Genomic DNA, 21,931 nt, shown 5'->3' with positions numbered 1-21,931 from the left:
GAGTCGAACTGATTAGCAAACATGCAAGAAAAAGAAACTAGTTTGAAACGAGGAAATTATATGAAAAAAATGATCAAGAGTAAGCCCAATAAGCTGAAGATTGCTTCAAAAGCTTTAATGATTATTATTGGGGCATTTATCACAGCGTACGGATTAGAAGCTGTCTTAATTCCAAATAACGTATCAGACGGTGGTGTGACTGGTTTAAGTATCGTTAGTTCAAGATTATTTGGATTACCATTAGGACTTCTAATCGCAATTATTAACATTCCTTTCGTTTGGTTAGGATATAAGCAAATTGGTAAAAGCTTTGCAATTTATTCTATTATCGGAATCGCTTCGCTAGCAGTAGGTACCGTTCTCATGCACGGCGTACCAACCATTATTGAAGGCGACACACTTTTAGTTACTGTTGTTGGTGGTATTGTTATCGGTTTTGGTATGGGACTTGCATTACGTAACGGTGGTGCATTAGATGGAATCGATATGCTAGCAGTATTACTTTCTCGTAAATTACCATTTGGAACAAGTGACCTTATTTTATTCTTAAATATGTTTGTCTTTATTTTTGTTTCAACAGTATTTGGTCTTCAAGGAGCTATCCTTTCGGCAATTGCTTACTTTATCGCTTCTAAAGTAATTCATATTGTTGAGGTTGGTTTAAGTGGATCAAAAACATTTAAAATCATTACAAAAGAACCTGAGCTAATGGTAGAAACGATTCGCGATCGTTTAGGCCGAAGCGCAACATACAATGAAGTTTATGGTGGTTATTCAAGAGAGAAATTTAAAGAAATTTCTTGTGTAATTAACCGTTTAGAAGAAAGTAAAATGAAAGAACTTATTCAGGAAATTGATCCAAATGCCTTTATTACAGTTTATGACGTAGCAGAAGTAAAAGGCGGTAATTTCAAGAAACATGATATTCATTAATAGTTATAACAAACGAGGCTGTTCCAAAAGAAAATTTGGAACAGCCTCGTTTTATTATTAGGTTGCTACCGTTGTCGGTATTTGTCGGTAAATCGATATATTTTAAAAATCGCTGATATATTTGCACTCCCCCATCTTCCTTCACTCTTAATCCATTCTACGTATTTTTGAAAGGCGGTCACTTCATGTTGAAAACGAAGCGGAATATACAGAAATAGAGTACATGTACATACTATCCATAGAATACCTACTACAAAGTGAAATCCCATCGTTGTACTAATAAACAGACTTACAATTAATACGAGGAACATAATTGCACTAAACCTTTTATACATAGTCATACTAATCCCTCCTTATATATTAATTGCACCAGTTATAAAGAATTAATTTCCATAATAAAAAGACCGAAAAGCAAATTCTGCTTCTCGGTCCCTACATTATCTTCTTTTCGTAATTTTTCCTGAGCCGCCAACCCTCGTTTTCGGGGGAGACGTATTCTTTGGCGGAGTTTTAATGGATGATTTCGGCTTCACATCAGATCCACTCGAGCCACCTGGCGTTTTCGTGATTGTCCCTTTGCTTCCAGTAGACGGTGGCGGGGTATTACTTCCTTTTTCCGTAATACTACCTGTATCACCTACTGATGGTTTCGAATCAACATTATCGCCTCGCTTAATAATCGATCCTTTCCCTTCCTTCGTAATTGGAGGCGGGGTTTTCTTTTCTTCTTTCGTAGGTGGTCTTTCCGGAATAACCGGTTTATGATTTTGTCTGTCGTTATATCCGCGATAATCACCGTATGATGATTTTCGTGAACCGAATATATCGTTTATTATACTCCCCATAATATATCCTTGTAAGAAGGATGGTTGGTAATTTTGACGGACAAATTCTTCATTACTTATTTCAATTAACGTATCAGATGGTTTCTCTTTATCCTTTTGAAGATTATACATTTTATCAGAATAAACGAGGAACATTTGATTTTCGTCTTCTTTAGATGCTTGCTTCGGTTTCCTTTCGGCTATAAGTTCCTTTGCGACTTCAGGAACTGACCGATTGGCGGCCCTATACACGTAAGATTCTTGTTTACCTTCCTTTGCGACAGACTCAAGCGGATAGCGGTCTTGAATTGACTTCGCTTGACCACTTTGACAGCCTGATAAAGCATAACCCGCAATAACAAGTAATGTAACGATAGCAAGTATAGGGATTACGAACGATTTAATCATGGTAAACAATCGGTTTGACATGATTACGCCCCCCTTATGTTGCTCTTATGATTTGTACATCAGCAGGAATAATTGCTTCTCCCTCATACATCATTGTGCGACCATTTTGCCATTCAATACGTAATAATTTACGGTTATCAGACTGGAATTCCCATACGTACTGTTCCTCCGAAGCAGAGAACGGTGTTTTCCCCATTACAACAACACGTCCATTATATTGCTCTTCCATATGGTACTCTGTATCATCCATTTCGATTGTCGTCGGAATTTCATCAATTGAATCTAAACGACCGTCAATTGGTGTATATAATTTGTAATACGTATTTTCACGGTCTTCAATTTTTAAATAGCGAATGTCTTTCCCGTCCCGCAGGGTTAAAACAATCTCCTTCCGAGAATGCATACTCGTTTTCCCAGTTAATTCATACATTACTAACGAAACTTCAATCATATCGCCAGGAGCTAACGTTAAAAGACTCTTTTCTGGTTTCGGCTGCTCCGGGCTTTTCATTATATTTTTAATACGTTTAAATAAGCTCACAATCTACCCCTCCTTCTCTCTTTATAAACAAGCACCTAAAATAAGTGCACCAACGATATGTAATGAACCAGCTAACATCGCATGTGCTACGCTGCCTTCTTTCGTTCCTTCTTCTAAATCAAGACCTACCATTTTTCTTAAAACAAATTCAATAAACATTTCTACAACTAATAAAATAACGAATGAAACTGCTGAGGCAAGAAGCGCTTGCCATAAATCATTCGCTTTCGTAATTGATTGTGACAAGATGTATCCTTGAGCAAATAGCTTCATAACGAAACGTGTTGTCACAGCTGTGTTCCCGTTTTTTATTTCTTTTAAATCATTGTATTTTGTAAAAATCGAATCAACCCACATAATTGCAAATAAAAGTACCGCACTCGCCCCTGTCCATACGAGCATAGCTAACACATTCATCCATGTCATTGCAAAACCTCCTCTAAAATATAATAGAAAACCGACATGAATATATTTAGACATGTCGGTCCATTTGTCTCTATTCTATATTATTTCTCATACTGCTTCATAATACGAGCTAATTCATCGTCAACAGCAGAATTTTTATTTAAGCTTGCGAATTCATCGTCTAATGATTTTTCTTTTTTGTAAATTTCACCGCTCGCTTCTGCCTCAGCCTCTAATTGAAGAGCTTTCTCTTCCATACGGCTTAAACCAGCTTTTGCTGTATTTGCATCAAATCCAGACATCGCCTGATTAATATTCTTTTGTGCTTTCGCTGCGTTTACACGTGCCACAAGTGTTTCACGTTTATTTTTCAGCTCTGTTAATTGCTTACGCATTTCTTCTAGCTTCGCACGAAGGTTATCAGCAGCAGCTTTATTTTGTTCATAGCTTGCTTTATATTCATTCATCTTTTGCTCTGCATTTTGTTTTTCTTCAAGAGCACGACGCGCAAGATCTAAGTTGCTAGCTTGAACAGCCATATGTGCTTGCTCTTCACGTTTTTTCACAAGTGCTTCTTGCTCTTCAAATAATAACTTGAACTTTTTCTCAAGTGCGATTTGAGCAGCTACACTTTTCTCAGCTTCTTGTACATCCGCTTGCATATCACGTAAATATTGATCCGTCATCTTAACTGGATCTTCAGCTTTTTCAATTAATGAATACACATTTGACATTGTTAAATCTCGTAATCGTTTAAATACAGACATCCAAATTCCTCCTATGATATACCTCATATTTCAAATTCACTACTTAGAAAAATTAAAAATCTCCCTTTACAGTAAGAATATTCATTTTTACAACCTATGTGTTTATTATAACAAAACTAAGATGTCCTTACATGTTATTTCCAAAATACATCCAATATAATATGACATTCTAGATAGAATATTGTATTCCTACTATATTCTTATTATTTCTTTTCTCGAAATTAACTTATTTTTACGTACTTTCATTAAATTACATCATTGTAATGTTACTGTAAGCTAACTCGATAGTTGCATCTCCATATTTCTTATAGACTAATACCATAAGCAACGGAATAACAAAAAAGCTTCTCATAATTTCAGGACTAATACAGAAACTGCATTTACTATAAAACATATAAAAGGAGAAATCATCATGAAAAAATTAGTAGGAATCGGGTTAGCGGCAGCAATTTCATTCGGAGCATTATCAGGTTGTTCTTTATTAGGAGAAAAAGCGAACGGCTTTGTATTGTACGGAACAGAAGAACAAGTTCAGCAAATTGCGGATAAAAATAAAAAAGAAGTAAAAGAAAAAGATATGTATAAAATGAAACTTACAACACTTGAAGATAAAAAGGTTCTTGTAATGGATAAGAAAACAGGGGAAGAACTTATTAAGAAAGAACTCCTTAAAAAAGTCGATAAAAATGACGACACAAAAGCAATTGATAAATTACCAGCTGTAACAGCAGAGCAAGGCGTACTATTTGCAAAAGAGAAGGTAGAAAATGCTACACTTGATGGGGCAAAATTAAAATATGAAGGTAACACAATTATCGGAAGTGGCCGCGCATATGCAGACATGTTCGCAATTGTTGACGATGCAACTTACGGGAATGTAAAAGGTGAAGAGAAATCTGTAGGCGTACTAAAATTCGATAAAGATCCTAGTAAAGAATTCCCTGGAAAAAATGGTGTAGAAGGAGCTCAACTTGTTACAATTAAAAAGTAAATAAAAAAGCTTTGCGAAATTCGCAAAGCTTTTTCTATTTATGAGCAATTTGCTCCATATCTGGACTACAAGTTTGCGACTGACATGACTTATTTAAAGAACATGCTGCGCATTTTCCTTTTTTACTTCTCTTTGCAAAATTAACTAACGTATATGCTGCATAACCAAAAATGATAGCTCCAATTATAATATTGACCATCATTGTAATACATCTCCTTCTAGAATCCGAGTAAGGATCCAACTTGGTATATAATGAGCGTTAATACATAAGCAACAACAAGTGGATAAACGACAGAGAAAATTGTCCATTTCACCGATCCTGTTTCACGTCTAATAACAGCTACTGTCGCTAAGCACGGAACATATAATAAAACAAAGAACATAAATGCGTACGCTGATAACGCTGTATAATGTGCCCCCATTACATTTCCTAGCACATCTTCTTTAACCGCATAAATAATCGCCATTGTTGAAACGACAACTTCTTTCGCTAAAAATCCTGTTAAAAGGGATGCCCCAGCTTGCCACGTTCCAAAGCCGAGCGGTGCAAATAGTGGAGCGATAAAACCACCAATCATCGCTAAGAAACTGTCTCCCATATCAACACCGAATCCTGATGGGCCTGCATAGTTTAATAACCAAATGACAACAGAACCACCGAAGATAAATGTACCTGCTTTACGAACAAATCCTTTACCTTTCTCCCACGTGCTCAGCCATAGTGTTTTCGCTTGTGGCACACGGTAAGGAGGTAGTTCAATTACAAAAATAGATTTTTCCGCTTTTAAAATAGTAAGGGACATAATTTTTGTAACGAGTAACGCAAGAACAATACCTGCAACATATAAAGAAAACACAACAGTCGCCTGACTATGAGGGAAGAACACTCCCGCAAATAATGCATATACAGGTAAACGTGCTGAACAAGACATAAATGGTGTTACTAAAATTGTAAGTAAACGTTCTTTCTCCTGTTCAATCGTTCTCGCTGCCATAATACCTGGAACGTTACATCCGAAGCCGATAATCATCGGGATAAATGCTTTTCCGTTTAAGCCGAAAAACTCCATAATTCTATCCATAACAACTGCAATTCGCGCCATATATCCTGAGTCTTCTAATAATGAAATGAAGAAGAATAGTGCAAAGATTTGTGGAACGAATACTAATACCGCACCAACACCGGCAATAATACCTTCTGTAACGAGCGCTTGAATAAAATCAGAAGCCCCAACACTTGCGAGACCAGCTGTAACCCAATCAGTAAGTTGCCCGCCAAAAAATCCATCAAGCATATCAGATAAAGGTGTACCAATCCACGTAAACGTAACTTGAAAAATAAAAAACATAACTGCTAAAAAGATTGGAAGTCCTAAAATTTTATGTGTAATTAACTTATCGATTGTTTCCGAAAAAGGAATTTTTCCTTCTTTCTCATGCTGAATGACATTTGTTTTTAACTTTTCAATATACGCTTCACGAGTTTTGTAAATATGCTCCTCCAACGTACAATCAAGTTTTCCTTCTAAACGAGATCGAATGGCTATAAGTTCCTTATAAATTGGTAATGCTTTCATTTCTTTTTCTACTACTTCGTTATTGCTTAAAAATTGAAGGGCTAACCATCTTGGATGCTCATAATTCGCTGTCTCTAAAAGAGCGATTACCTCTCCGATTCCTTCATCCATTTGTACACCATATGAAATAACGAATGGCTTTTTCTCTTTTTGTTTCTCTTCATGAAGAGTAGCAAGTAATTCTTCACAGCCTTTTCCGCTTCTTGCAACGACAGGAACGACTGTTACACCTAATATTTCTGATAATCGTTTTACATCAATAACAATTCCTCTTTGCTTTGCCACATCAATCATATTTAAACCAATTGAAACTGGCTTACCAAATTCAAGTAATTGTAATGTTAAATGCATATTTCGCTCAAATTGCGAAGAATCCACTATATTTAACATATGATGAAATTCGTCTGTTAGTAGAAAGTTCGTAACGACACCTTCATCACGTGAAACTGGATTTAAATCATAAACGCCTGGTAAATCAATTAATGTTCCTTGCTTACCTTTTAATTTACCAACCTTCTTTTCTACTGTTACACCGCTCCAGTTCCCTACATATTCATAAGAACCAGTGAGCGCATTAAATAATGATGTTTTCCCTGTATTCGGATTCCCTAGCAAAGCAACCTTATTCACGCTAATTCCACCTTTATCATTTTCGCGTCACAATGACGAATACTAATTAGCTGTCCACGACACTCCAATGTACAAGGACCTTTAAACATCGCCTTCTGTTTCAGGCGAAGTTCGCTTCCTTCCGCGAGACCGAAAGCAGCCAGTCTTCTCTTTAGTAAATTATCTAGCGACTGAATACTTTGTACTAACACTTTCTCACCAATTTTTATATCTACTAAGCTCATAACCTTCCCCCTCAGAAGAGAATGATAATTATTTTCAAGAAAATTATATCATACTCTATTTCATTTGGACTATATCTTTTTGCTTCATATTTATTAACATTTCAATACAATTATATTTCAATTATTGTCATACAAGGTTCATTTGCCATTCTCATCCATTTCGCTTACAATAAACAATAGCAAATAAAGAATCTCGTTATCACAGGGGGAGCCTTGCCGCTGAGAGGGAACACTTCGTTCCGACCCTTCGAACCTGTTAGTTAATGCTAACGCAGGGATTGTGCAAACGTCCGAAATACATACCTCTTTTTTATTTACGTATTTCGTATCCTCCTATGATAATGTTCTTTTTTGTGTAACTTGGATTTAGGGGGAGACAACATGCGTAACACCAATTTACAAGCGATGATCGAATCTGCAATTCTTGCAGCCTTCGCCTTGGTTATCGATATTTTACCATTATCAATTAAACTTCCAACAGGCGGTTCCATTTCATTTGCTATGATTCCTATTTTTATTATCGCATACCGCTGGGGCTTCAAAATGGCTTTCTTAGGAGGCTTAATTTGGGGATTATTACAAATTGTCGTAGGGGATGCAATTATCGTCACACCAATTCAAGTAATCATTGAATACTTTGTTGCTTTCGCATTCGTTGGATTTGCTGGAATCTTTTATAAACAAATTCAACAAACTTTAATCAACGGTGAAAGAAAGAAAACCATTTCCTATATTATCCTTGCTACTTTTATCGGTAGTTTAGCTCGCTACTTCTGCCACTTTATTGCCGGTATCATTTTCTGGGGACAATATGCACCAAAAGGACAATCAGCTTTCTTATATTCTTTAATATTTAACGGTAGCACAATGATTGGGTCATTTATTTTATGTACAGTTTTACTTATATTTTTATTTATCACTTCACCACGCTTATTCAAAAGCATTGGTGCTTATCAAATGAATTCACAAAAAAAGGGCGCTTAATTAGCGCTCTTTTTTTATCAAAGCTCTCAATGAGTAATATCAATAATAAATACAATAAATGCACAAAAGAAAATAAATACCATCACACCTAGTAAATTGCTATTCACGGCTAATCTACTCCTTACATAACCTCTTTTTCTAACCCGATTATATCGCTTAAAAATAAAGATTAAGTAAAGATAATATGAAATTAAATTAAAAAAGCGTAGATTGTATCATCTACGCTTTTTTCGGTAAATAGAAGTAAAATAACACACCATCTTCTGTATTCTTTGCCCCATATTCAGCATCGTGCAATTCTAAAATATTTTTAGAAATGGCCAGCCCAAGCCCCGTTCCACCTTGTGAACGCTGGCGAGCTGCATCCACTCTATAAAAACGATCCCAAATTTTATCTAATTGTTCTTCTTCAATGCGGGCACCTTTATTTTCAATACACACTTTTATACGATCTTTCCCGTCTATTGTAGAAATAATGATATCCTCTTTATTTGGTGTATAACGTATTGCATTCGTAATGAAGTTCACGATGACTTGTTCAATCCGACTTTGATTTGCAATTACTTCAATTGGACATACATTTTTATGAACACGAAGCTCTTTTTTCTCTATCTCTACAGAAAGCTGTTCGCATATGTCTTCAATTATCGTATCAATATAAAATGAATCCTTTTTCATTCTATACGTGCCTGACTCAAATTTAGCTAACTCAAGCATATCCAAAATTAAAGTATCCATTTTGTCTACTTCTCTCTCCATCGCCTGAAAATAATACTCTTTCTTATGTTCAGCTACCCCATCTTTTAAAATAGAAATACAGCTTTTCATAATACTTAACGGTGTTTTTAATTCATGTGAAACACCTGAAATAAATTCTTTTCTCGTATTTTCTAATTTTCTTTCCTTCTCAATATCTTGTTCAAGCTGTCCAATATGAGAATGGAGTTTATTAGATAGTACATTAATATTCTTCGATAAATCACCAATTTCATCTTTTGAAGTAATCGGAATTTTTTCTGTAAAATCTAAATGCGCTATTTTTTTCGTTGTATCATTTATTTTTAGTAACGGTTTTGCAATTTGTTTTGAGTAATAGAACGAAGCTAGAAATATAAGAACGACTACAAACGCAATAATGTAAATGTAATAATCTTGCACCATTTGTACAGCCTCATCGACTGGTTGCAAAGATGCCATTGCATATATATATGTCACTGATCCGTCTTTATCTGTTATTGGTTTAATTAATAATTTATATTTTATATCATTTTTTTCATAGTCCATTGTTTGTGTTTCATACTGTATTTGATCGCTTTCTTTTAGTAATAACTCTGTTTGAAACTCTTTTATGCTATCTAAGAATAAACTATTTTTATAAATTGGATTTACAGGTCCTTTTACATCGGGTAACTGTACTTTCGTAACACGTCCTCCTATGTAAACATCTGATTCTTGGGCAGCTTGTTCCTGAACGGCCGGCTTCTTTTCCTTAACAAATTGTTCTTGAGCTGCTTTCTTTTTCTCCTCATTTAATTTACTTATTTTCTCCTTAAATGCCTTTTCTAGCGGTTTATTAGATCCGCTTAAATTCTGCTTACCTAACGCGAAAGAGAATGGAATAAAACTATCTTCTTTTTTTACTCCAGAAAAATAAATTTCTTGTCCTAAGAACTGATCTAATGCTTTATTATCAATCTCTTCTATATTAATGAGATTGTATAAGGGAAGCATGAATATTTGTTGTCCAAAACTCTTCTGTTGCTTACGGTCTATCGTTACCTCAAAATAATAATCATTTGAATGTTTTAAATTCCCATACTGGTCTAAAGTCGTAATCCACGTATTATTTTCTCTTAAAAAGTCTTGCTCCAGCTTCTGAATTCCTTCTGCACTTCCTGCATCATTTAAATAGTTATTTTTAAAGGAATCTAAGTTCACTTTAATATTTTCCACTTTTCGATTCGCATAATATTGTTTAAAAAATATCGTTTGCCCAATAAAAATCGTCGCTAAAATTAACATACATAACGCTGTTGTAAGAGTAAATAATTTTAGTACAATCCCTTTTCTCATACATTCCCCTCAAATTTATACCCGGTTCGTACTACAGTTATAATGTACTTTGCCTTCTCTCCTAATTTATTTCGCAAATTACGAATATGGCTATTAACAGTTCGATCATCGCCAGCAAATTCATATCCCCAAATTTTTGAAATTAATTGTTCTCTTGTTAGTACAATTCCTTGGTTTTTCATGAAATACACTAATATTTCAAACTCTGTATGTGTTAAACTAACGTCTGCCTCATCAACAGTAACAGTACGCGACGGAAAATGGACGTGAATGCCATGAATTGATAACGTATCATCTTCATTCTCTAAAGGTTTCTTTGATGCTTTTCTACTTTCTAATAATCGTTTCGCTCTTGCTAATAAAATAGGCGGGCTATACGGCTTCGTCACATAATCATCTGCTCCAAGTTCAAAACCAAGTAGCGTATCATCTTCATCAACACGTGCCGTCAGCATAATAATCGGAACTTGGGACGTCTTACGAATTCTTCGGCAAACAGACCATCCATCTAGTTCTGGTAACATAATATCGAGTATAACTAAATCAACCTCTTCTGCTTCAAATAAAACTAAAGCTTCTTTCCCATCTCTCGCTTCAAACACTATATATTGTTCACTCAAAAAATAATCTTTTAATATTTCACGTAAAATATCTTCATCTTCAACAATTAAAATGTTTTTTGACATAATCTATGTCTCCCCCTCTCATTTTAAGTAGCTAGCATGTATCACTCTATAATTTTATTTTGAATTGCTCGTAATTAACTTTGCCTCGATAATATATCGATCCGGTGCATCCCCTATATAATCAAATGGATAGCAAGTCGTCAGTGTCAAAGTCGGTTCTTCTTTTTTCACAATGACAGTGCGATCATCCGCATGTGTAATCCACTTCTTTTGAATTTCATATGTGTAAATTTTATTGTCATACTCCACCAAAAGACTGTCTTTCTCTTTCAGGTCTCCCAATTCTGTGAATACAGTATCCCTGTGCCCACTTAATACAGTATGTCCTCCACCAGATGGCGTTGTCGTTAAATCACTAACAAACATACCGACTCCTTTTTTTAAAGTTGCATCGCTTGCTCCCCAATATATAGAAAACTTCTTTTTTATTTTTGGAATATGCAACATGGCTACTTTTTCTCCTTCTTTATATTGTATTTGAGTAGAAGGCACTTGGGAAGTTACTGGTTTTTCATTAGAAAGCTGATTATCTTGTATATTTTTAAGGCTCTTTATTTCTTCTTTTGTTAATTCTTGAGCGGAGCTTTTTCCTTTATACCATTCCACCGCATAATATGATCCCATAAATAGCCCTATAGCCATTAATATAATACCGATATAATTGAGTAGCTTCATGTTTCATCCCTCCATGCAAAAAATGGTAGGGACATCCTACCATTTTTAATATATGAAATTATCCCATTCTTTATAGGCTAATATTTTATTTACGCTTTAACCTTATTGCGACGATTCAATCCAAATAATGTACCTATTGCGACAAGACAGGCGCTTAATGCCATCATTGCTACATTGCTTGATGCTGTGTTTGGTAATTTTTCACCTTGTACAACTGGCTTCGCTACTTCTTTTTTGGCTACATCATTTTTTTGTTGTGCTTTTATCGCTTCTTCTTTTTTGGCCATATCACTTTTTAACTGTTCTTGTGCTATTCTCTTTTTCTCTTCTTCACTCTTTTTCTCGGCTTTTATTGCTTCCTCTTTTTTAGCCATATCACTTTTTTCTTGTACTTGCGCCGCTTGCTTTTTCTCTGCATCATTTTTTTGCTGTGCCTTAATTGCTTCTTCCTTTTTAGCTACATCTGACTGCACTTGCGCTGCCTCTTCCTTTGTCAGTGTTCCAGTTGAAGCACTCGCTACCGAAGAATAACCTACTGTTAAAAGTGCCATTGCACAAATTGGTAATAGTCTCTTTTTCATCTTCATTCTCTCCTTATACTTTATTCACATCACTTCGCATCGGATGTATTACTAAAATAAATAACAGATGTAAATATGAGATGCAGATGAAATATATTTCATTTAAAGATTTCATTTCAGAAAAAGAAAAAAACACCGTAATATATACGATGTTTTTTTGGATGCGTGTCTCGATATTTATTTGTTACTTTCGCGTGATTTAGAAGTAGGAAGGGCCGGAGTGATAACTAATTGTCTCGGCTCAGTTTTCTTGAAGTGATTTTTGACGTTACACTTACGACGTTGAACGACCCATGCTTTAATAGGATTTGTTAAAATAATTTTTTGCCTTTCGTTAGGGGCCTCTTCTTCCGATTTACAACTATCGCTCCATTTACTCCATTTCATTGTAAATCTGGAAGAAGAATGATCGTCTTCTCGATCAAACATATGCAAAAAATCCATTTCTCCAGCTAGCATTACGGTGTTACTAGTCGCTAAAAAAGAAAAGGTCGTCCAACGTTTCTCCATGCCCTCCTACTCCTTTTTCACATATAGAGTGCCTAAAACTTAATTTACCTAAAATATGCTTGCCTTTTACCTTACACTTATAGTTTATCCAAAACACTACTATGCAACTATCGATTTGTCTTACAAATTACCTTACATTTTTGTAAGAAAAGAAAAAAACCTTCATTCTATATACGTGAAGGTTTCTCATTTCTTATCTATATGATCTTTCATATCATCCAATCCAGCTTCTTGCAGCTGCGACATCATACCGTGAGAAATTGCGCCTAATACCAAAGTCATTCCAATTAGTGAAATGCGAATCGCAGGTACATCAATTATGTAAGCCAACATACCAAGAACAATTGTTAAAAGTAATGCTTTTATAAACGTTACACTCGTATACTGTTTCTTTTTCATCATAATCACCCTTTATGGAAGCGTTTTCTTAATATAATCAGTATATCATATCATCTGATTATATTGTGGGTATTTCTGTAAAAAACTCTATTCTTCTTTGACTTTTTCCGTTCTATCCTTTACAGTCGAAATGTTCATAAGTTTTACATTGTAGGAGGATTCAAATGAATATTGAAATAAAAGACACTTTAATTTCTGAAGAACAATTACAAGAAAAAGTAAAAGAACTAGCTCTTCAAATCGAACGTGATTTTGAAGGAGAAGAAATCGTGGTAATCGCTGTATTAAAAGGATCTTTCGTATTCGCTGCTGATTTAATTCGTCACATTAAAAACGATGTAACAATCGACTTTATCTCTGCATCTAGCTACGGAAATCAAACAGAAACATCTGGAAAAGTAAAACTATTAAAAGATATCGATGTAAACATTACTGGAAAAAACGTAATTGTCGTAGAAGATATTATCGATTCTGGTTTAACACTTCACTTCTTAAAAGATCACTTCTTCATGCATAAACCAAAAGCATTGAAATTCTGTACGTTACTGGATAAGCCCGAGCGTCGTAAAGTGGATTTAAAAGCTGAATATGTTGGCTTCCAAATTCCAGACGAATTTATCGTTGGCTACGGTATCGACTGTGCGGAAAAATATCGTAACTTACCATTTATCGCTTCAGTTGTAACAGAATAATAAAGTAAACTTCCATCAATTACTGATGGAAGTTTATTTTCTATCACGGTTCTTAAAAGACAAAGGGAGAGAATAAAAATGACAAAGACAAAATTTGAAAAAGTACTCCTCATCGTAAATCCAAAGGCAGGACAAGGCGATTTACATACTAACTTAGCGAAAATCGTACCACCACTTACCACCGCTTTTCCTGACCTACACATCCTTCATACGAAACAACAAGGTGATGCAACAAAATATTGTCAGGAGTTTGCTAGTAAAGTAGATTTAATTATCGTCTTCGGTGGTGACGGAACTGTATTTGAATGTACAAACGGCTTAGCCCCTCTTGAAATTAGACCTACACTTGCAATCATTCCAGGCGGAACTTGCAACGACTTCTCTCGCACACTCGGCGTTCCACAAAACATCGCAGAAGCAGCAAAACTCATTACAAAGGGACATGTAAAACCAATTGATGTCGCAAAAGCGAACGGACAACACTTCTTAAACTTTTGGGGCATTGGACTCGTCTCTGAAGTATCAAACAATATCGATGCTGAAGAAAAAGCAAAGCTTGGTAAAATCGGTTACTATTTAAGCACAATTCGAACTGTAAAAAACGCTGAAACATTCCCAGTAAAAATCACTTACGACGGACAAGTATATGAAGACGAAGCTGTTCTTGTTATGGTTGGAAACGGTGAATATCTTGGTGGTATCCCTTCCTTTATTCCGAACGTAAAATGTGATGACGGAACACTTGATATTTTCGTCGTAAAATCAACAGGCATTCAAGCATTTAAAGATTATATCGGAAAGAAACTATTTGAAGACACAAATGAAAATGACATCTTCCACGTAAAAGCAACATCCATTCATATTGAAACGAAAGAAGAAAAAGAAGTTGATACGGATGGGGAAAGTTCACTACATACACCGTGTCATATTGAACTATTACAAGGGCACTTTACGATGATTTATAATCCTGCGGTTGTGTAATGAAAAAAGACTATCCAAATTTCAACATTTTGGATAGTCTTTTTATTAGAAGAAAAGAGTTTCTATCTACTCTTTAATTTTTAATATGAGTTTTCGTAATTAAACTCCACCCAATTTTTCCAATGTGTATTAGCAGCCTTATTCACAATAACTCTTGGATCTTTCTTCTCTATCGCAGCAGCCACTGATTGGAAGAATTCATTTTCACTTACTTTCTCATCTAAAACATGTTGCCACTCTTCCGTTTCATAGGCTACTTCCCAATCGCCTTTTAAACCTACCTCTGCTAAAATTTCTTCTTTATTCCACCATAATAACTTTCTAGCTTCCTCATTAGTAGCAAGCATACGCATGAAATGTGTTGGATAAGATTCTGTCGTTTGCACATCTATTCCATTATTCACATAATCCTCTTCAGTAAATTGATATTCAATCTGTTGCTCACGAATATTCAAGCTACCTTTATGAATATCTAGTAGAAACTCACCTTCATCATCGAATACTTCATAGTCTCCATCACTTAGTTGCAAAATACCGTCATCAGCAATTGAATAATCGATTCTATCACCATATATTTGAATATCATTAAATATGCCTAATGAGCCTACACCAACAAATTGAAACACCATTAACCATTCCTTATTCTCTTTAAAGAAAAGAGAGAATTTCACTTGGGAAGTATCCATATTTTCATTATCTAATGTAGGAAATTCATATTTACTTTGCTTTTTATCTAATATATTTAAAATATCTTTTTGCATATGTATCACCCTTTTCTCAAAAAAACAAAAAATCTTTTCAAATTCACTAAAGTATAACATAGATATATTGGCCTTTCACTTTCCAATAATACTACTAAAAAAATAGCAAAATAGTCTGTTTGCATGCCTAGTTATTTTTAGGTACAATAGGAATCGTTTTTTTCTATAACCCTAACTTCGCCTTCGCACCATCAGGAATCATATCCGTCGTTACTTGTACTTTATCATGTAAGAACTTCCCTCTCGTAATGACATACCAATACGATCCTTTCGGTAATTCATCTACCTCATCAATCGTAACTTCTTTTGACTCTCCTTTTTCATTATAAGCTTTCACTTCATATTCATAACCTTTATTTCCGCCTAGATTTTTCCCATCTGTATCAATGATTGCGTAATGGTGCTCTAGATCAATAAATGGATTCATTCTATCAATCGCAGCACTCCCATTTAATAAATATGCTGCTCCTGCCACGATGATAAATACTGATGCAAGTATAAATCTTTTCATCTATATTCCGCCTTTCATTATGTTTTTCTGTAGGACGTTTTTAAGTATAGAGCGTATTTCTTAATAAAAACTCGTACGGTTTCTTAACATTTTCTTAAACTAAAAGTGAAATATTAATTAACAAGATCAAAATAATATAAGGTAACTCTTTACACTATTATTGACAAGATTACACCTTTAGTGTAATTTTACACTATACAAGAAAGGAAGATGTATGATGGATAAGCAAGAATTTATTGAACTCGTCAATTCAAAATTAAAACTAATCCGTGTTGAAAACGATTTATCACAAGATAAAATGTCAGAGATTATCGGTTTATCAAAGAAAACACTAGTAGAAATTGAAAAGGGTAGACGCACCCTCACATGGGCAGGCGCAGTTTGTGTCGTAACACTCTTTGAACAGAGCGATACAGTCCAGATGACATTCGGAGATGATGTGAATGAAATTATAAAAACAATCGCTTTTACACATTACAATACGAATTTCCCGAAGACTTTAGGAGGAAAAGTATGGTGGCGACAAATAAAAGAATTAAACGGTTATCAAATACAACAAAATATTCTATCTCAACACTACAGAATTTTAGATAAAGAAGACCGCAGAATATGTCATTCATTTGAATTGGATGAAATTGAACAAAGATTTATGGAAATGGCAAAAACATCTGAATAAAAATATCGAAAAATATTTTATTTATACGAAACAATGAAAGGAATAAAATGATATGAAAAAAATAATTATTACAACTTTATCCCTTGGCCTATTAATGGGATTATCAACTGTTGTGTTTGCAAATACAAGTTCAAAAACTGAAGGCTACGCGACGGAACTAGCTCATTTCAAATTAACTAATCCTAATATCACCAGCTCGGAAGTCAATTCAATAATGAAGCAAAGAGAAGAGTTGGATGAATTATATAAACAATTAGATGAATTAGAACTAAGTTATGGAATTCGTGTTGATAATACAAAAAATCCACATAAAGAACCGAAACACTTAGATGATTTACCAACAGCTCAGCGAGAAAAGTGCCTTCAGCTAAGTATCAAAATTTGGGATGAAGAGCTTCAGTTTTTAGATTCACAATATAAAGCTGGTCTCATAAAAGAAGATATGTATACAGTTGAAAAGAATAATTTTAAGTCCTTTAAAGAAAAAGATTTACAAGAATTAACTCAATTAACTAAGCGCTAATTGACACTATAATCAATAAAAATCAAATAAATTTCGGAGTGTAATTCAAATGAAGAAACAGACAAATATCACTATTTTAAATACGTTAATGATTAGCATGCTAATATTAAATTTATTTATTTTCACATCACGAATGAGCTTTTTACCTTGGTATATTGAAGATGGTTGGGGATATTTAGGACTATTATTTACATCCGTTGTTTTCTTAATTACCTTCTTTATGTCTTCGCAGCTTCATAAAAATGGAGAGTTAACTACTTTACAAAAGTTCATTCCACTTGTTTCTGCCGTACTTTCAATCTTTGTTCTCCTAATTCCATCAAGTGATTTTATGACTATAGTAGCCAATCTGATCAATACAATTATATTAACAATTTATATAATCGTGTTTCAAACAAAGCCTGATTTAAATAATAAGAAGCTATTACATTGAAAAGAAAGGAGAGTTATTCTACAAAATAACTCTCCTTTTATAATCTTTTACACTACTCCCAATGATCATAAACCTTTATTCTATCTACTTACTCATCACTGTACTTCTTCTTTGCCTATACAAATAAGTACCACTCGTAACAACAAGAACAATCCCGCCAAAATACATACCATACTCTATCGCGATCGCTACAATACTTTCAATATGTTGTCCAAATAAAGAACCGAGTACAAAGTAAACGAGTGTCCAAACAAATCCTGTTGTATAGGAATACAAAGCATACGTCTTAAATCTCATGTTATTCATTCCAACTAAATACGGTACGATATGTCTTACAACTGGTATGAAGTAACTTGTGACTAACGCATAATGACCATACCTCTCTACCATTTGTTGAGATTTCAAAAGATATTTCGCTTTTTTCTTTTTCATTAGCTTATCAAGTACTTTCGTACCAAATATTTTCCCTAGTATATAACCTAAAGAAAGCCCGGATACAACACCTAAATATGTTAATAAAAATGCAGGAATGATGCTTAATACCCCTAGTGAGGATACAAAACCTCCACTCATTACAATCATTTCATCTGGAATCGGCATACCGATAATCCCTAACCATAAACAGAAAAATAGTGCCCAATAACCGTATTGCTCAATGTAGGATAATAATTCATTTAATTCCATTACGCATATGCTCTCCTTAGCTCTTTTTTACAGCTAAAGACGTAAGCTGGCGGGAAATTGAGCCACACTTTTTCTAGCGCAATTTCAGGGAAGAAATGCTGTATAAATCCTTTTTTCACAAGTGAATATTGAAATGTAATGAATTCACCGTTCTCATGTATCACTTCCATTACATTGTTTAAAATACGCTTTGAAACTTCTTCTGGTAAAGAAGTAAAAGGCAATCCCGATAAGACGTAATCAATGTATTCTATATTGAACTCTTCCATATACTTCTTTATATTTTCAGCTGAACCGTGTATAACAATGACATTCTGCTCATCTTTAAACTTTCTCTTTAACTCTTTGAAAAACACTTCATTAATTTCAATAAGAAGAAATATTGTCTCCTTCTTCTTTCTCTTCATAATCTCTCTCGTAAAAGCTCCTGTACCAGGTCCTAGCTCTACAATGCACTTTGCTCTATTAAAATCAATTACATCCACCATTTTTTTTGCTAATATTTTAGAACTCGGCGTAACCGCACCAGTATGTTTCGGATGTTTTATAAATTCAGTTAAGAATGTTATGAGCTGCATGTACCTTCTCTCCATTCGTTCAATAGTTTTCAACTTGTGTTTAAGTATAACTATCGTTTCTTAACAAAAATTAAGGAGATTTCTTAAGATTTTATGAAGAATTTAAAAACAGCTATCGCCTATAGCGATAGCTGTTTCGTTATTACTTCGCACTCACAATCTTATAATAAGAACGAACTGTTAAGAAGTAATATCCGATATAAATGACACCGTATACTCCGATACTAATTAGGAGCGGAATCATAATTTCAAATGGTAGTAAGTTGGCTAAACCTTTTAGTGCAAATAGGCTGTGTAAAATTCCGATTACTAACGGAATCGCAAAGATAAAGCTTACTTGTTTTGCAATTGCTTTTTTCATCTCTTGTTTCGTTACACCGACTTTGCGAAGTACGACGTAACGCTCACGATCTGCATTTGCTTCTGTTAATTGTTTAAAGTAAATGATGGAACCTGTTGCTAGTAAGAATACAAGTCCTAAGAACATTCCAATGAACATCATTAGGCCAGTTCCTTCAAGCCCCATGTGGAAGCCAGTGTAGAAGTCTCTAAATGGTGGTACCATTTCTGATTCACCAGCTGGCATCACTTTTGTTAATTTTTCTGTTAATACTTTACTGTTTCTTTCATCTTTTACATCAATATTTTTTACAACGCGTGTTCCAAATGCTTGCTTCGCTTGTTCGTACATTTCATCTGAAACGACAACAACTAGTTCACCTAAGTTCGTAATTGCAGTATTATTTACACCTTGAATCGTTAATGTCTTCGTTTCATTTCCAATTTGGAATACCGCTTTACTTCCTTTATATTCAGGACTAAACTCATACCCTTCAATATAAGAGCTATCATATATAAATGCTTCACCAGTAGCTACATTCACTGTCTCTACTTCCATTTTTTTAGCTAGTTTATTAAATTCAGACTGAGACATAAACTGGTATTTTTCTGAGATTCTGTAGTTCATATTAAAAATGAAATCAACTTTATCTCCTTCAAACTTCCCTTTTACGGGAACCATCTCAATTTCAAATTGATCTTTTACAGGGTGATTTGCTTTCTCTTCGGCAAAAATCGCATTTACTTTCTTATCTAGCTCTGCATCTTTTTTCTCGTAAGAATAACTGTACGGCGCAACTGCTTTTGATTGCGTAAATGTGTTGTAATACATCGTAACTGACGTACCAACCGCTGTTAATGTTACCGCACTTAAAATAGAAATTGTCGCAAGTGACTTTGCATTTCCTTTAATACGGTATAGTAACTGTGACGTTGTGACCATATTCATACCGTTATAAAACGATGATTTATTATTTCTTGCACGTTTCAATACGAATACTGTAAAGAACATAAATAGTAAGTACGTACCTAATACTGTCGCAAGTAAAATATAAAGTGCGACTACCATAAAGTCTGCATACTTAAGTGCCTTCATATACATTAATGCTAAGAAATAACCTGAACCGATTAAGAAAACTGAAATTAATGCCATAATGACTGATCCTTTTGGCATTGCTTCTCCTTCACGTTCTGCACGGAAAAGTTCGATTAACTTAAATCGGTAAATTAAGCGGTACCCTTGAAGTGATGTATACAATATAATCACAAAGAAAATAATTGCTGTATCAATAATTGCAGCCATCGGTACTTCAAAATGAACATTTAAGTTTAATCCCATCATACTTACTAGTAGTTCAAGGAATAGTTTTGAAAGGACGCTACCAATCGCAATCCCGATAATTAAAGACATTAACCCCATTAACATATTTTCATAAAAGAGCATTTTACCAATCTGTCTTTTACGAATACCTAATAAGGAATATAATCCAACTTCTTTTTTACGTTTTCGTGTAAAGAATCCGTTTGAATATATAATGAACACTGCTACGAAAATAATAAGCATGACACTGGAAACTTGGAATGCACCGCTAATTTTTTTAGAACCTTCCGCGGCTTTTTCCATTTGCGAATTGTACTGCAGTGCTTTAAATGTAAAGTAAATTACAATACTAAAAATCATAGATGCAAAATATACAAAGTAGTCTTTAAAGTTCCGCTGTATGTTGCGGAGGGCAATGCTAGATAAGGTCATCAGCCATACCTCCAGAAATGGAAGACATTACGTCAACGACTTTTTGGAAAAATTGTTTACGCGTTGATTCACCGCGGTGCAATTCTTTATATAACTCACCATCTTTAATGAAAATAACTCGTTTACAATAACTCGCCGCAAACGCATCATGCGTTACCATTAAAATTGTAGAGTTATCATATTCATTTAACGACTTCATACTTTCTAATAAATCTGTCGCTGATTTAGAATCAAGCGCTCCAGTCGGCTCGTCCCCAAAGATCATACTAGGATTGGTAACGATCGCACGCGATGCCGCACAGCGCTGCTTCTGTCCACCAGATACTTGATATGGAAACTGACTTAAAATATGATCAATACCGAATTTCTTCGAGATTTCAAGAACGCGGCGATCAATTTCATTCGCTTTCACCTTTGATAATGCAAGAGGTAAAGCAATATTTTCTTTTACCGTTAACGTATCTAATAAGTTATAATCTTGGAAAATGAATCCTAAATGATCGCGGCGGAATAATGCTAGCTTATCATCATTCATCTTCACGATGTCTTTTCCATCAATTAAAATTTCACCGTCCGTCGCATTATCAATTGTAGAAAGAACATTTAAAAGAGTTGTCTTACCAGAACCAGAAGGTCCCATAATTCCAACGAACTCACCTTCTTTTACTTGTAGGTTAATACCTTTTAACGCTTCAAATTTATTACCACCTGTGTCATATACTTTTTTTATATTTTTTGCTTCTAACACCGTTTTCATCTCGACATCCCTCATTTCTTCTATTCTCTATTTTC

Annotated in this window: 27 protein-coding genes, 1 pseudogene and 1 riboswitch; of the genes and pseudogenes, 8 read left to right on the top strand and 20 right to left on the bottom strand. The window is 34.5% G+C overall.

The genetic code is table 11. The features are described 5' to 3' along the window. The first annotated feature begins 60 nt into the window (after positions 1 to 60). Positions 61 to 933 carry a YitT family protein gene (locus U860_RS0113090; RefSeq protein WP_025148872.1) on the top strand — a complete coding sequence of 291 codons (873 nt, stop codon included), beginning with the start codon at positions 61 to 63 and terminating at the stop codon, positions 931 to 933. A gap of 146 nt (positions 934 to 1,079) precedes the next feature. Here the strand turns inward: U860_RS0113090 and U860_RS0113085 are convergent. The 5 genes and pseudogenes from U860_RS0113085 to U860_RS0113065 form a co-directional block, all read right to left on the bottom strand. Next, positions 1,080 to 1,274, bottom strand: a pseudogene (locus U860_RS0113085) (hypothetical protein); the annotation flags it as partial. A 96-nt stretch (positions 1,275 to 1,370) separates the two neighbouring features. Then, positions 1,371 to 2,186, bottom strand: a complete 816-nt coding sequence (locus U860_RS0113080) for a DUF4247 domain-containing protein (protein ID WP_025148870.1) — start codon at positions 2,184 to 2,186, stop codon at positions 1,371 to 1,373. A 13-nt stretch (positions 2,187 to 2,199) separates the two neighbouring features. Continuing rightward, on the bottom strand, positions 2,200 to 2,706 hold the full coding sequence (locus U860_RS0113075; RefSeq protein ID WP_025148869.1) for a DUF4178 domain-containing protein: 507 nt from the start codon (positions 2,704 to 2,706) through the stop codon (positions 2,200 to 2,202). A 21-nt stretch (positions 2,707 to 2,727) separates the two neighbouring features. Beyond that, positions 2,728 to 3,132 carry a DUF350 domain-containing protein gene (locus U860_RS0113070; RefSeq protein ID WP_025148868.1) on the bottom strand — a complete coding sequence of 135 codons (405 nt, stop codon included), beginning with the start codon at positions 3,130 to 3,132 and terminating at the stop codon, positions 2,728 to 2,730. Positions 3,133 to 3,212: 80 nt separating this feature from the next. Further along, positions 3,213 to 3,878 carry a PspA/IM30 family protein gene (locus U860_RS0113065; RefSeq protein ID WP_002173920.1) on the bottom strand — a complete coding sequence of 222 codons (666 nt, stop codon included), beginning with the start codon at positions 3,876 to 3,878 and terminating at the stop codon, positions 3,213 to 3,215. 412 nt (positions 3,879 to 4,290) lie between these two features. On the opposite strand from U860_RS0113065, the gene U860_RS0113060 reads away from it, so the two are divergent. Then, positions 4,291 to 4,869 (top strand): lipoprotein BA_5634 family protein, encoded by a 579-nt coding sequence (locus U860_RS0113060; protein ID WP_025148867.1) that lies wholly within the window; start codon positions 4,291 to 4,293, stop codon positions 4,867 to 4,869. A 34-nt stretch (positions 4,870 to 4,903) separates the two neighbouring features. On the opposite strand, the gene U860_RS0113055 is transcribed toward U860_RS0113060, so the two are convergent. From U860_RS0113055 to U860_RS0113045, 3 genes are read right to left on the bottom strand one after another with little or no spacing between them, the layout of a single operon-like run. Then, positions 4,904 to 5,071: a FeoB-associated Cys-rich membrane protein gene (locus U860_RS0113055; RefSeq protein WP_000989587.1), complete on the bottom strand. Its 168-nt coding sequence runs from the start codon at positions 5,069 to 5,071 to the stop codon at positions 4,904 to 4,906. Between the two features lie 16 nt (positions 5,072 to 5,087). Further along, positions 5,088 to 7,076 carry a ferrous iron transport protein B gene (gene feoB, locus U860_RS0113050; RefSeq protein WP_025148866.1) on the bottom strand — a complete coding sequence of 663 codons (1,989 nt, stop codon included), beginning with the start codon at positions 7,074 to 7,076 and terminating at the stop codon, positions 5,088 to 5,090. Further along, positions 7,073 to 7,300 carry a FeoA family protein gene (locus U860_RS0113045; RefSeq protein ID WP_025148865.1) on the bottom strand — a complete coding sequence of 76 codons (228 nt, stop codon included), beginning with the start codon at positions 7,298 to 7,300 and terminating at the stop codon, positions 7,073 to 7,075. Before U860_RS0113045 ends, feoB begins: the two co-directional genes overlap by 4 nt. A 194-nt stretch (positions 7,301 to 7,494) precedes the next feature. After that, a riboswitch (TPP riboswitch) is annotated at positions 7,495 to 7,596 on the top strand. A 64-nt stretch (positions 7,597 to 7,660) separates the two neighbouring features. Here U860_RS0113045 and thiT point away from each other — a divergent pair. Then, entirely contained in the window at positions 7,661 to 8,284 is a 624-nt protein-coding gene (gene thiT, locus U860_RS0113040) for an energy-coupled thiamine transporter ThiT (RefSeq protein WP_115610315.1), read from the top strand. Positions 8,285 to 8,503: 219 nt separating this feature from the next. Here the strand turns inward: thiT and U860_RS0113035 are convergent, their stop codons facing one another. From U860_RS0113035 to U860_RS0113010, 6 genes are all read right to left on the bottom strand, one after another. Then, a complete protein-coding gene (locus tag U860_RS0113035) occupies positions 8,504 to 10,357 on the bottom strand; it encodes a HAMP domain-containing sensor histidine kinase (RefSeq protein ID WP_025148863.1) in 1,854 nt (617 codons plus the stop codon). Beyond that, positions 10,354 to 11,043: a response regulator transcription factor gene (locus U860_RS0113030; RefSeq protein ID WP_025148862.1), complete on the bottom strand. Its 690-nt coding sequence runs from the start codon at positions 11,041 to 11,043 to the stop codon at positions 10,354 to 10,356. Before U860_RS0113030 ends, U860_RS0113035 begins: the two co-directional genes overlap by 4 nt. Before the next feature lie 54 nt (positions 11,044 to 11,097). Then, positions 11,098 to 11,718 (bottom strand): class D sortase, encoded by a 621-nt coding sequence (locus U860_RS0113025; protein ID WP_025148861.1) that lies wholly within the window; start codon positions 11,716 to 11,718, stop codon positions 11,098 to 11,100. 89 nt (positions 11,719 to 11,807) lie between these two features. Continuing rightward, a complete protein-coding gene (locus tag U860_RS0113020; protein ID WP_025148860.1) occupies positions 11,808 to 12,299 on the bottom strand; it encodes an LPXTG cell wall anchor domain-containing protein in 492 nt (163 codons plus the stop codon). 177 nt (positions 12,300 to 12,476) lie between these two features. Continuing rightward, complete coding sequence (locus U860_RS0113015) at positions 12,477 to 12,809, bottom strand: hypothetical protein (RefSeq protein WP_025148859.1); 333 nt, start codon at positions 12,807 to 12,809, stop codon at positions 12,477 to 12,479. Positions 12,810 to 12,995: 186 nt separating this feature from the next. Next, the gene (locus U860_RS0113010) at positions 12,996 to 13,211 is read right to left on the bottom strand and encodes a hypothetical protein (RefSeq protein WP_033795423.1); all 216 of its coding nucleotides are present in this window, start codon (positions 13,209 to 13,211) and stop codon (positions 12,996 to 12,998) included. Positions 13,212 to 13,372: 161 nt separating this feature from the next. Here U860_RS0113010 and hpt point away from each other — a divergent pair, with 161 nt between their 5' ends. Continuing rightward, positions 13,373 to 13,900, top strand: coding sequence for a hypoxanthine phosphoribosyltransferase (hpt, locus tag U860_RS0113005; protein WP_025148857.1), 528 nt, complete (start codon positions 13,373 to 13,375; stop codon positions 13,898 to 13,900). Positions 13,901 to 13,978: 78 nt separating this feature from the next. After that, positions 13,979 to 14,881, top strand: a complete 903-nt coding sequence (locus tag U860_RS0113000) for a YegS/Rv2252/BmrU family lipid kinase (protein WP_025148856.1) — start codon at positions 13,979 to 13,981, stop codon at positions 14,879 to 14,881. 80 nt (positions 14,882 to 14,961) lie between these two features. Here U860_RS0113000 and U860_RS0112995 read toward each other — a convergent pair whose 3' ends face one another. Together U860_RS0112995 and U860_RS0112990 are read right to left on the bottom strand one after the other, a co-directional pair. Beyond that, positions 14,962 to 15,642 carry a hypothetical protein gene (locus U860_RS0112995; protein WP_029952970.1) on the bottom strand — a complete coding sequence of 227 codons (681 nt, stop codon included), beginning with the start codon at positions 15,640 to 15,642 and terminating at the stop codon, positions 14,962 to 14,964. Positions 15,643 to 15,805: 163 nt separating this feature from the next. Further along, positions 15,806 to 16,153 carry a YxeA family protein gene (locus tag U860_RS0112990; protein ID WP_025148854.1) on the bottom strand — a complete coding sequence of 116 codons (348 nt, stop codon included), beginning with the start codon at positions 16,151 to 16,153 and terminating at the stop codon, positions 15,806 to 15,808. Between the two features lie 217 nt (positions 16,154 to 16,370). Here U860_RS0112990 and U860_RS0112985 point away from each other — a divergent pair, with 217 nt between their 5' ends. From U860_RS0112985 to U860_RS0112975, 3 genes are read left to right on the top strand one after another with little or no spacing between them, the layout of a single operon-like run. After that, positions 16,371 to 16,829 carry a helix-turn-helix transcriptional regulator gene (locus tag U860_RS0112985; protein WP_025148853.1) on the top strand — a complete coding sequence of 153 codons (459 nt, stop codon included), beginning with the start codon at positions 16,371 to 16,373 and terminating at the stop codon, positions 16,827 to 16,829. Between the two features lie 52 nt (positions 16,830 to 16,881). Continuing rightward, entirely contained in the window at positions 16,882 to 17,352 is a 471-nt protein-coding gene (locus U860_RS0112980; protein ID WP_025148852.1) for a hypothetical protein, read from the top strand. A gap of 49 nt (positions 17,353 to 17,401) precedes the next feature. Further along, complete coding sequence (locus U860_RS0112975; RefSeq protein ID WP_025148851.1) at positions 17,402 to 17,785, top strand: hypothetical protein; 384 nt, start codon at positions 17,402 to 17,404, stop codon at positions 17,783 to 17,785. A gap of 84 nt (positions 17,786 to 17,869) precedes the next feature. Here U860_RS0112975 and U860_RS0112970 read toward each other — a convergent pair whose 3' ends face one another. From U860_RS0112970 to U860_RS0112955, 4 genes are all read right to left on the bottom strand, one after another. Continuing rightward, complete coding sequence (locus tag U860_RS0112970) at positions 17,870 to 18,469, bottom strand: DedA family protein (protein WP_025148850.1); 600 nt, start codon at positions 18,467 to 18,469, stop codon at positions 17,870 to 17,872. Further along, the gene (locus U860_RS0112965) at positions 18,469 to 19,047 is read right to left on the bottom strand and encodes an rRNA adenine N-6-methyltransferase family protein (RefSeq protein WP_025148849.1); all 579 of its coding nucleotides are present in this window, start codon (positions 19,045 to 19,047) and stop codon (positions 18,469 to 18,471) included. The genes U860_RS0112970 and U860_RS0112965 overlap by 1 nt, the downstream gene beginning before the upstream one ends. Before the next feature lie 142 nt (positions 19,048 to 19,189). Next, entirely contained in the window at positions 19,190 to 21,139 is a 1,950-nt protein-coding gene (locus U860_RS0112960) for an ABC transporter permease (protein ID WP_025148848.1), read from the bottom strand. Continuing rightward, on the bottom strand, positions 21,126 to 21,896 hold the full coding sequence (locus tag U860_RS0112955; RefSeq protein WP_002173944.1) for an ABC transporter ATP-binding protein: 771 nt from the start codon (positions 21,894 to 21,896) through the stop codon (positions 21,126 to 21,128). Before U860_RS0112955 ends, U860_RS0112960 begins: the two co-directional genes overlap by 14 nt. Positions 21,897 to 21,931 lie beyond the last annotated feature (35 nt).

The sequence above is a fragment of the Bacillus sp. H1a genome, assembly GCF_000633475.1.
Lineage (GTDB): Bacteria > Bacillota > Bacilli > Bacillales > Bacillaceae_G > Bacillus_A > Bacillus_A paramycoides.
The sequence above is the reverse complement of the archived record's forward strand: the minus strand, read 5'-3'. Positions and strand labels throughout refer to the sequence as shown.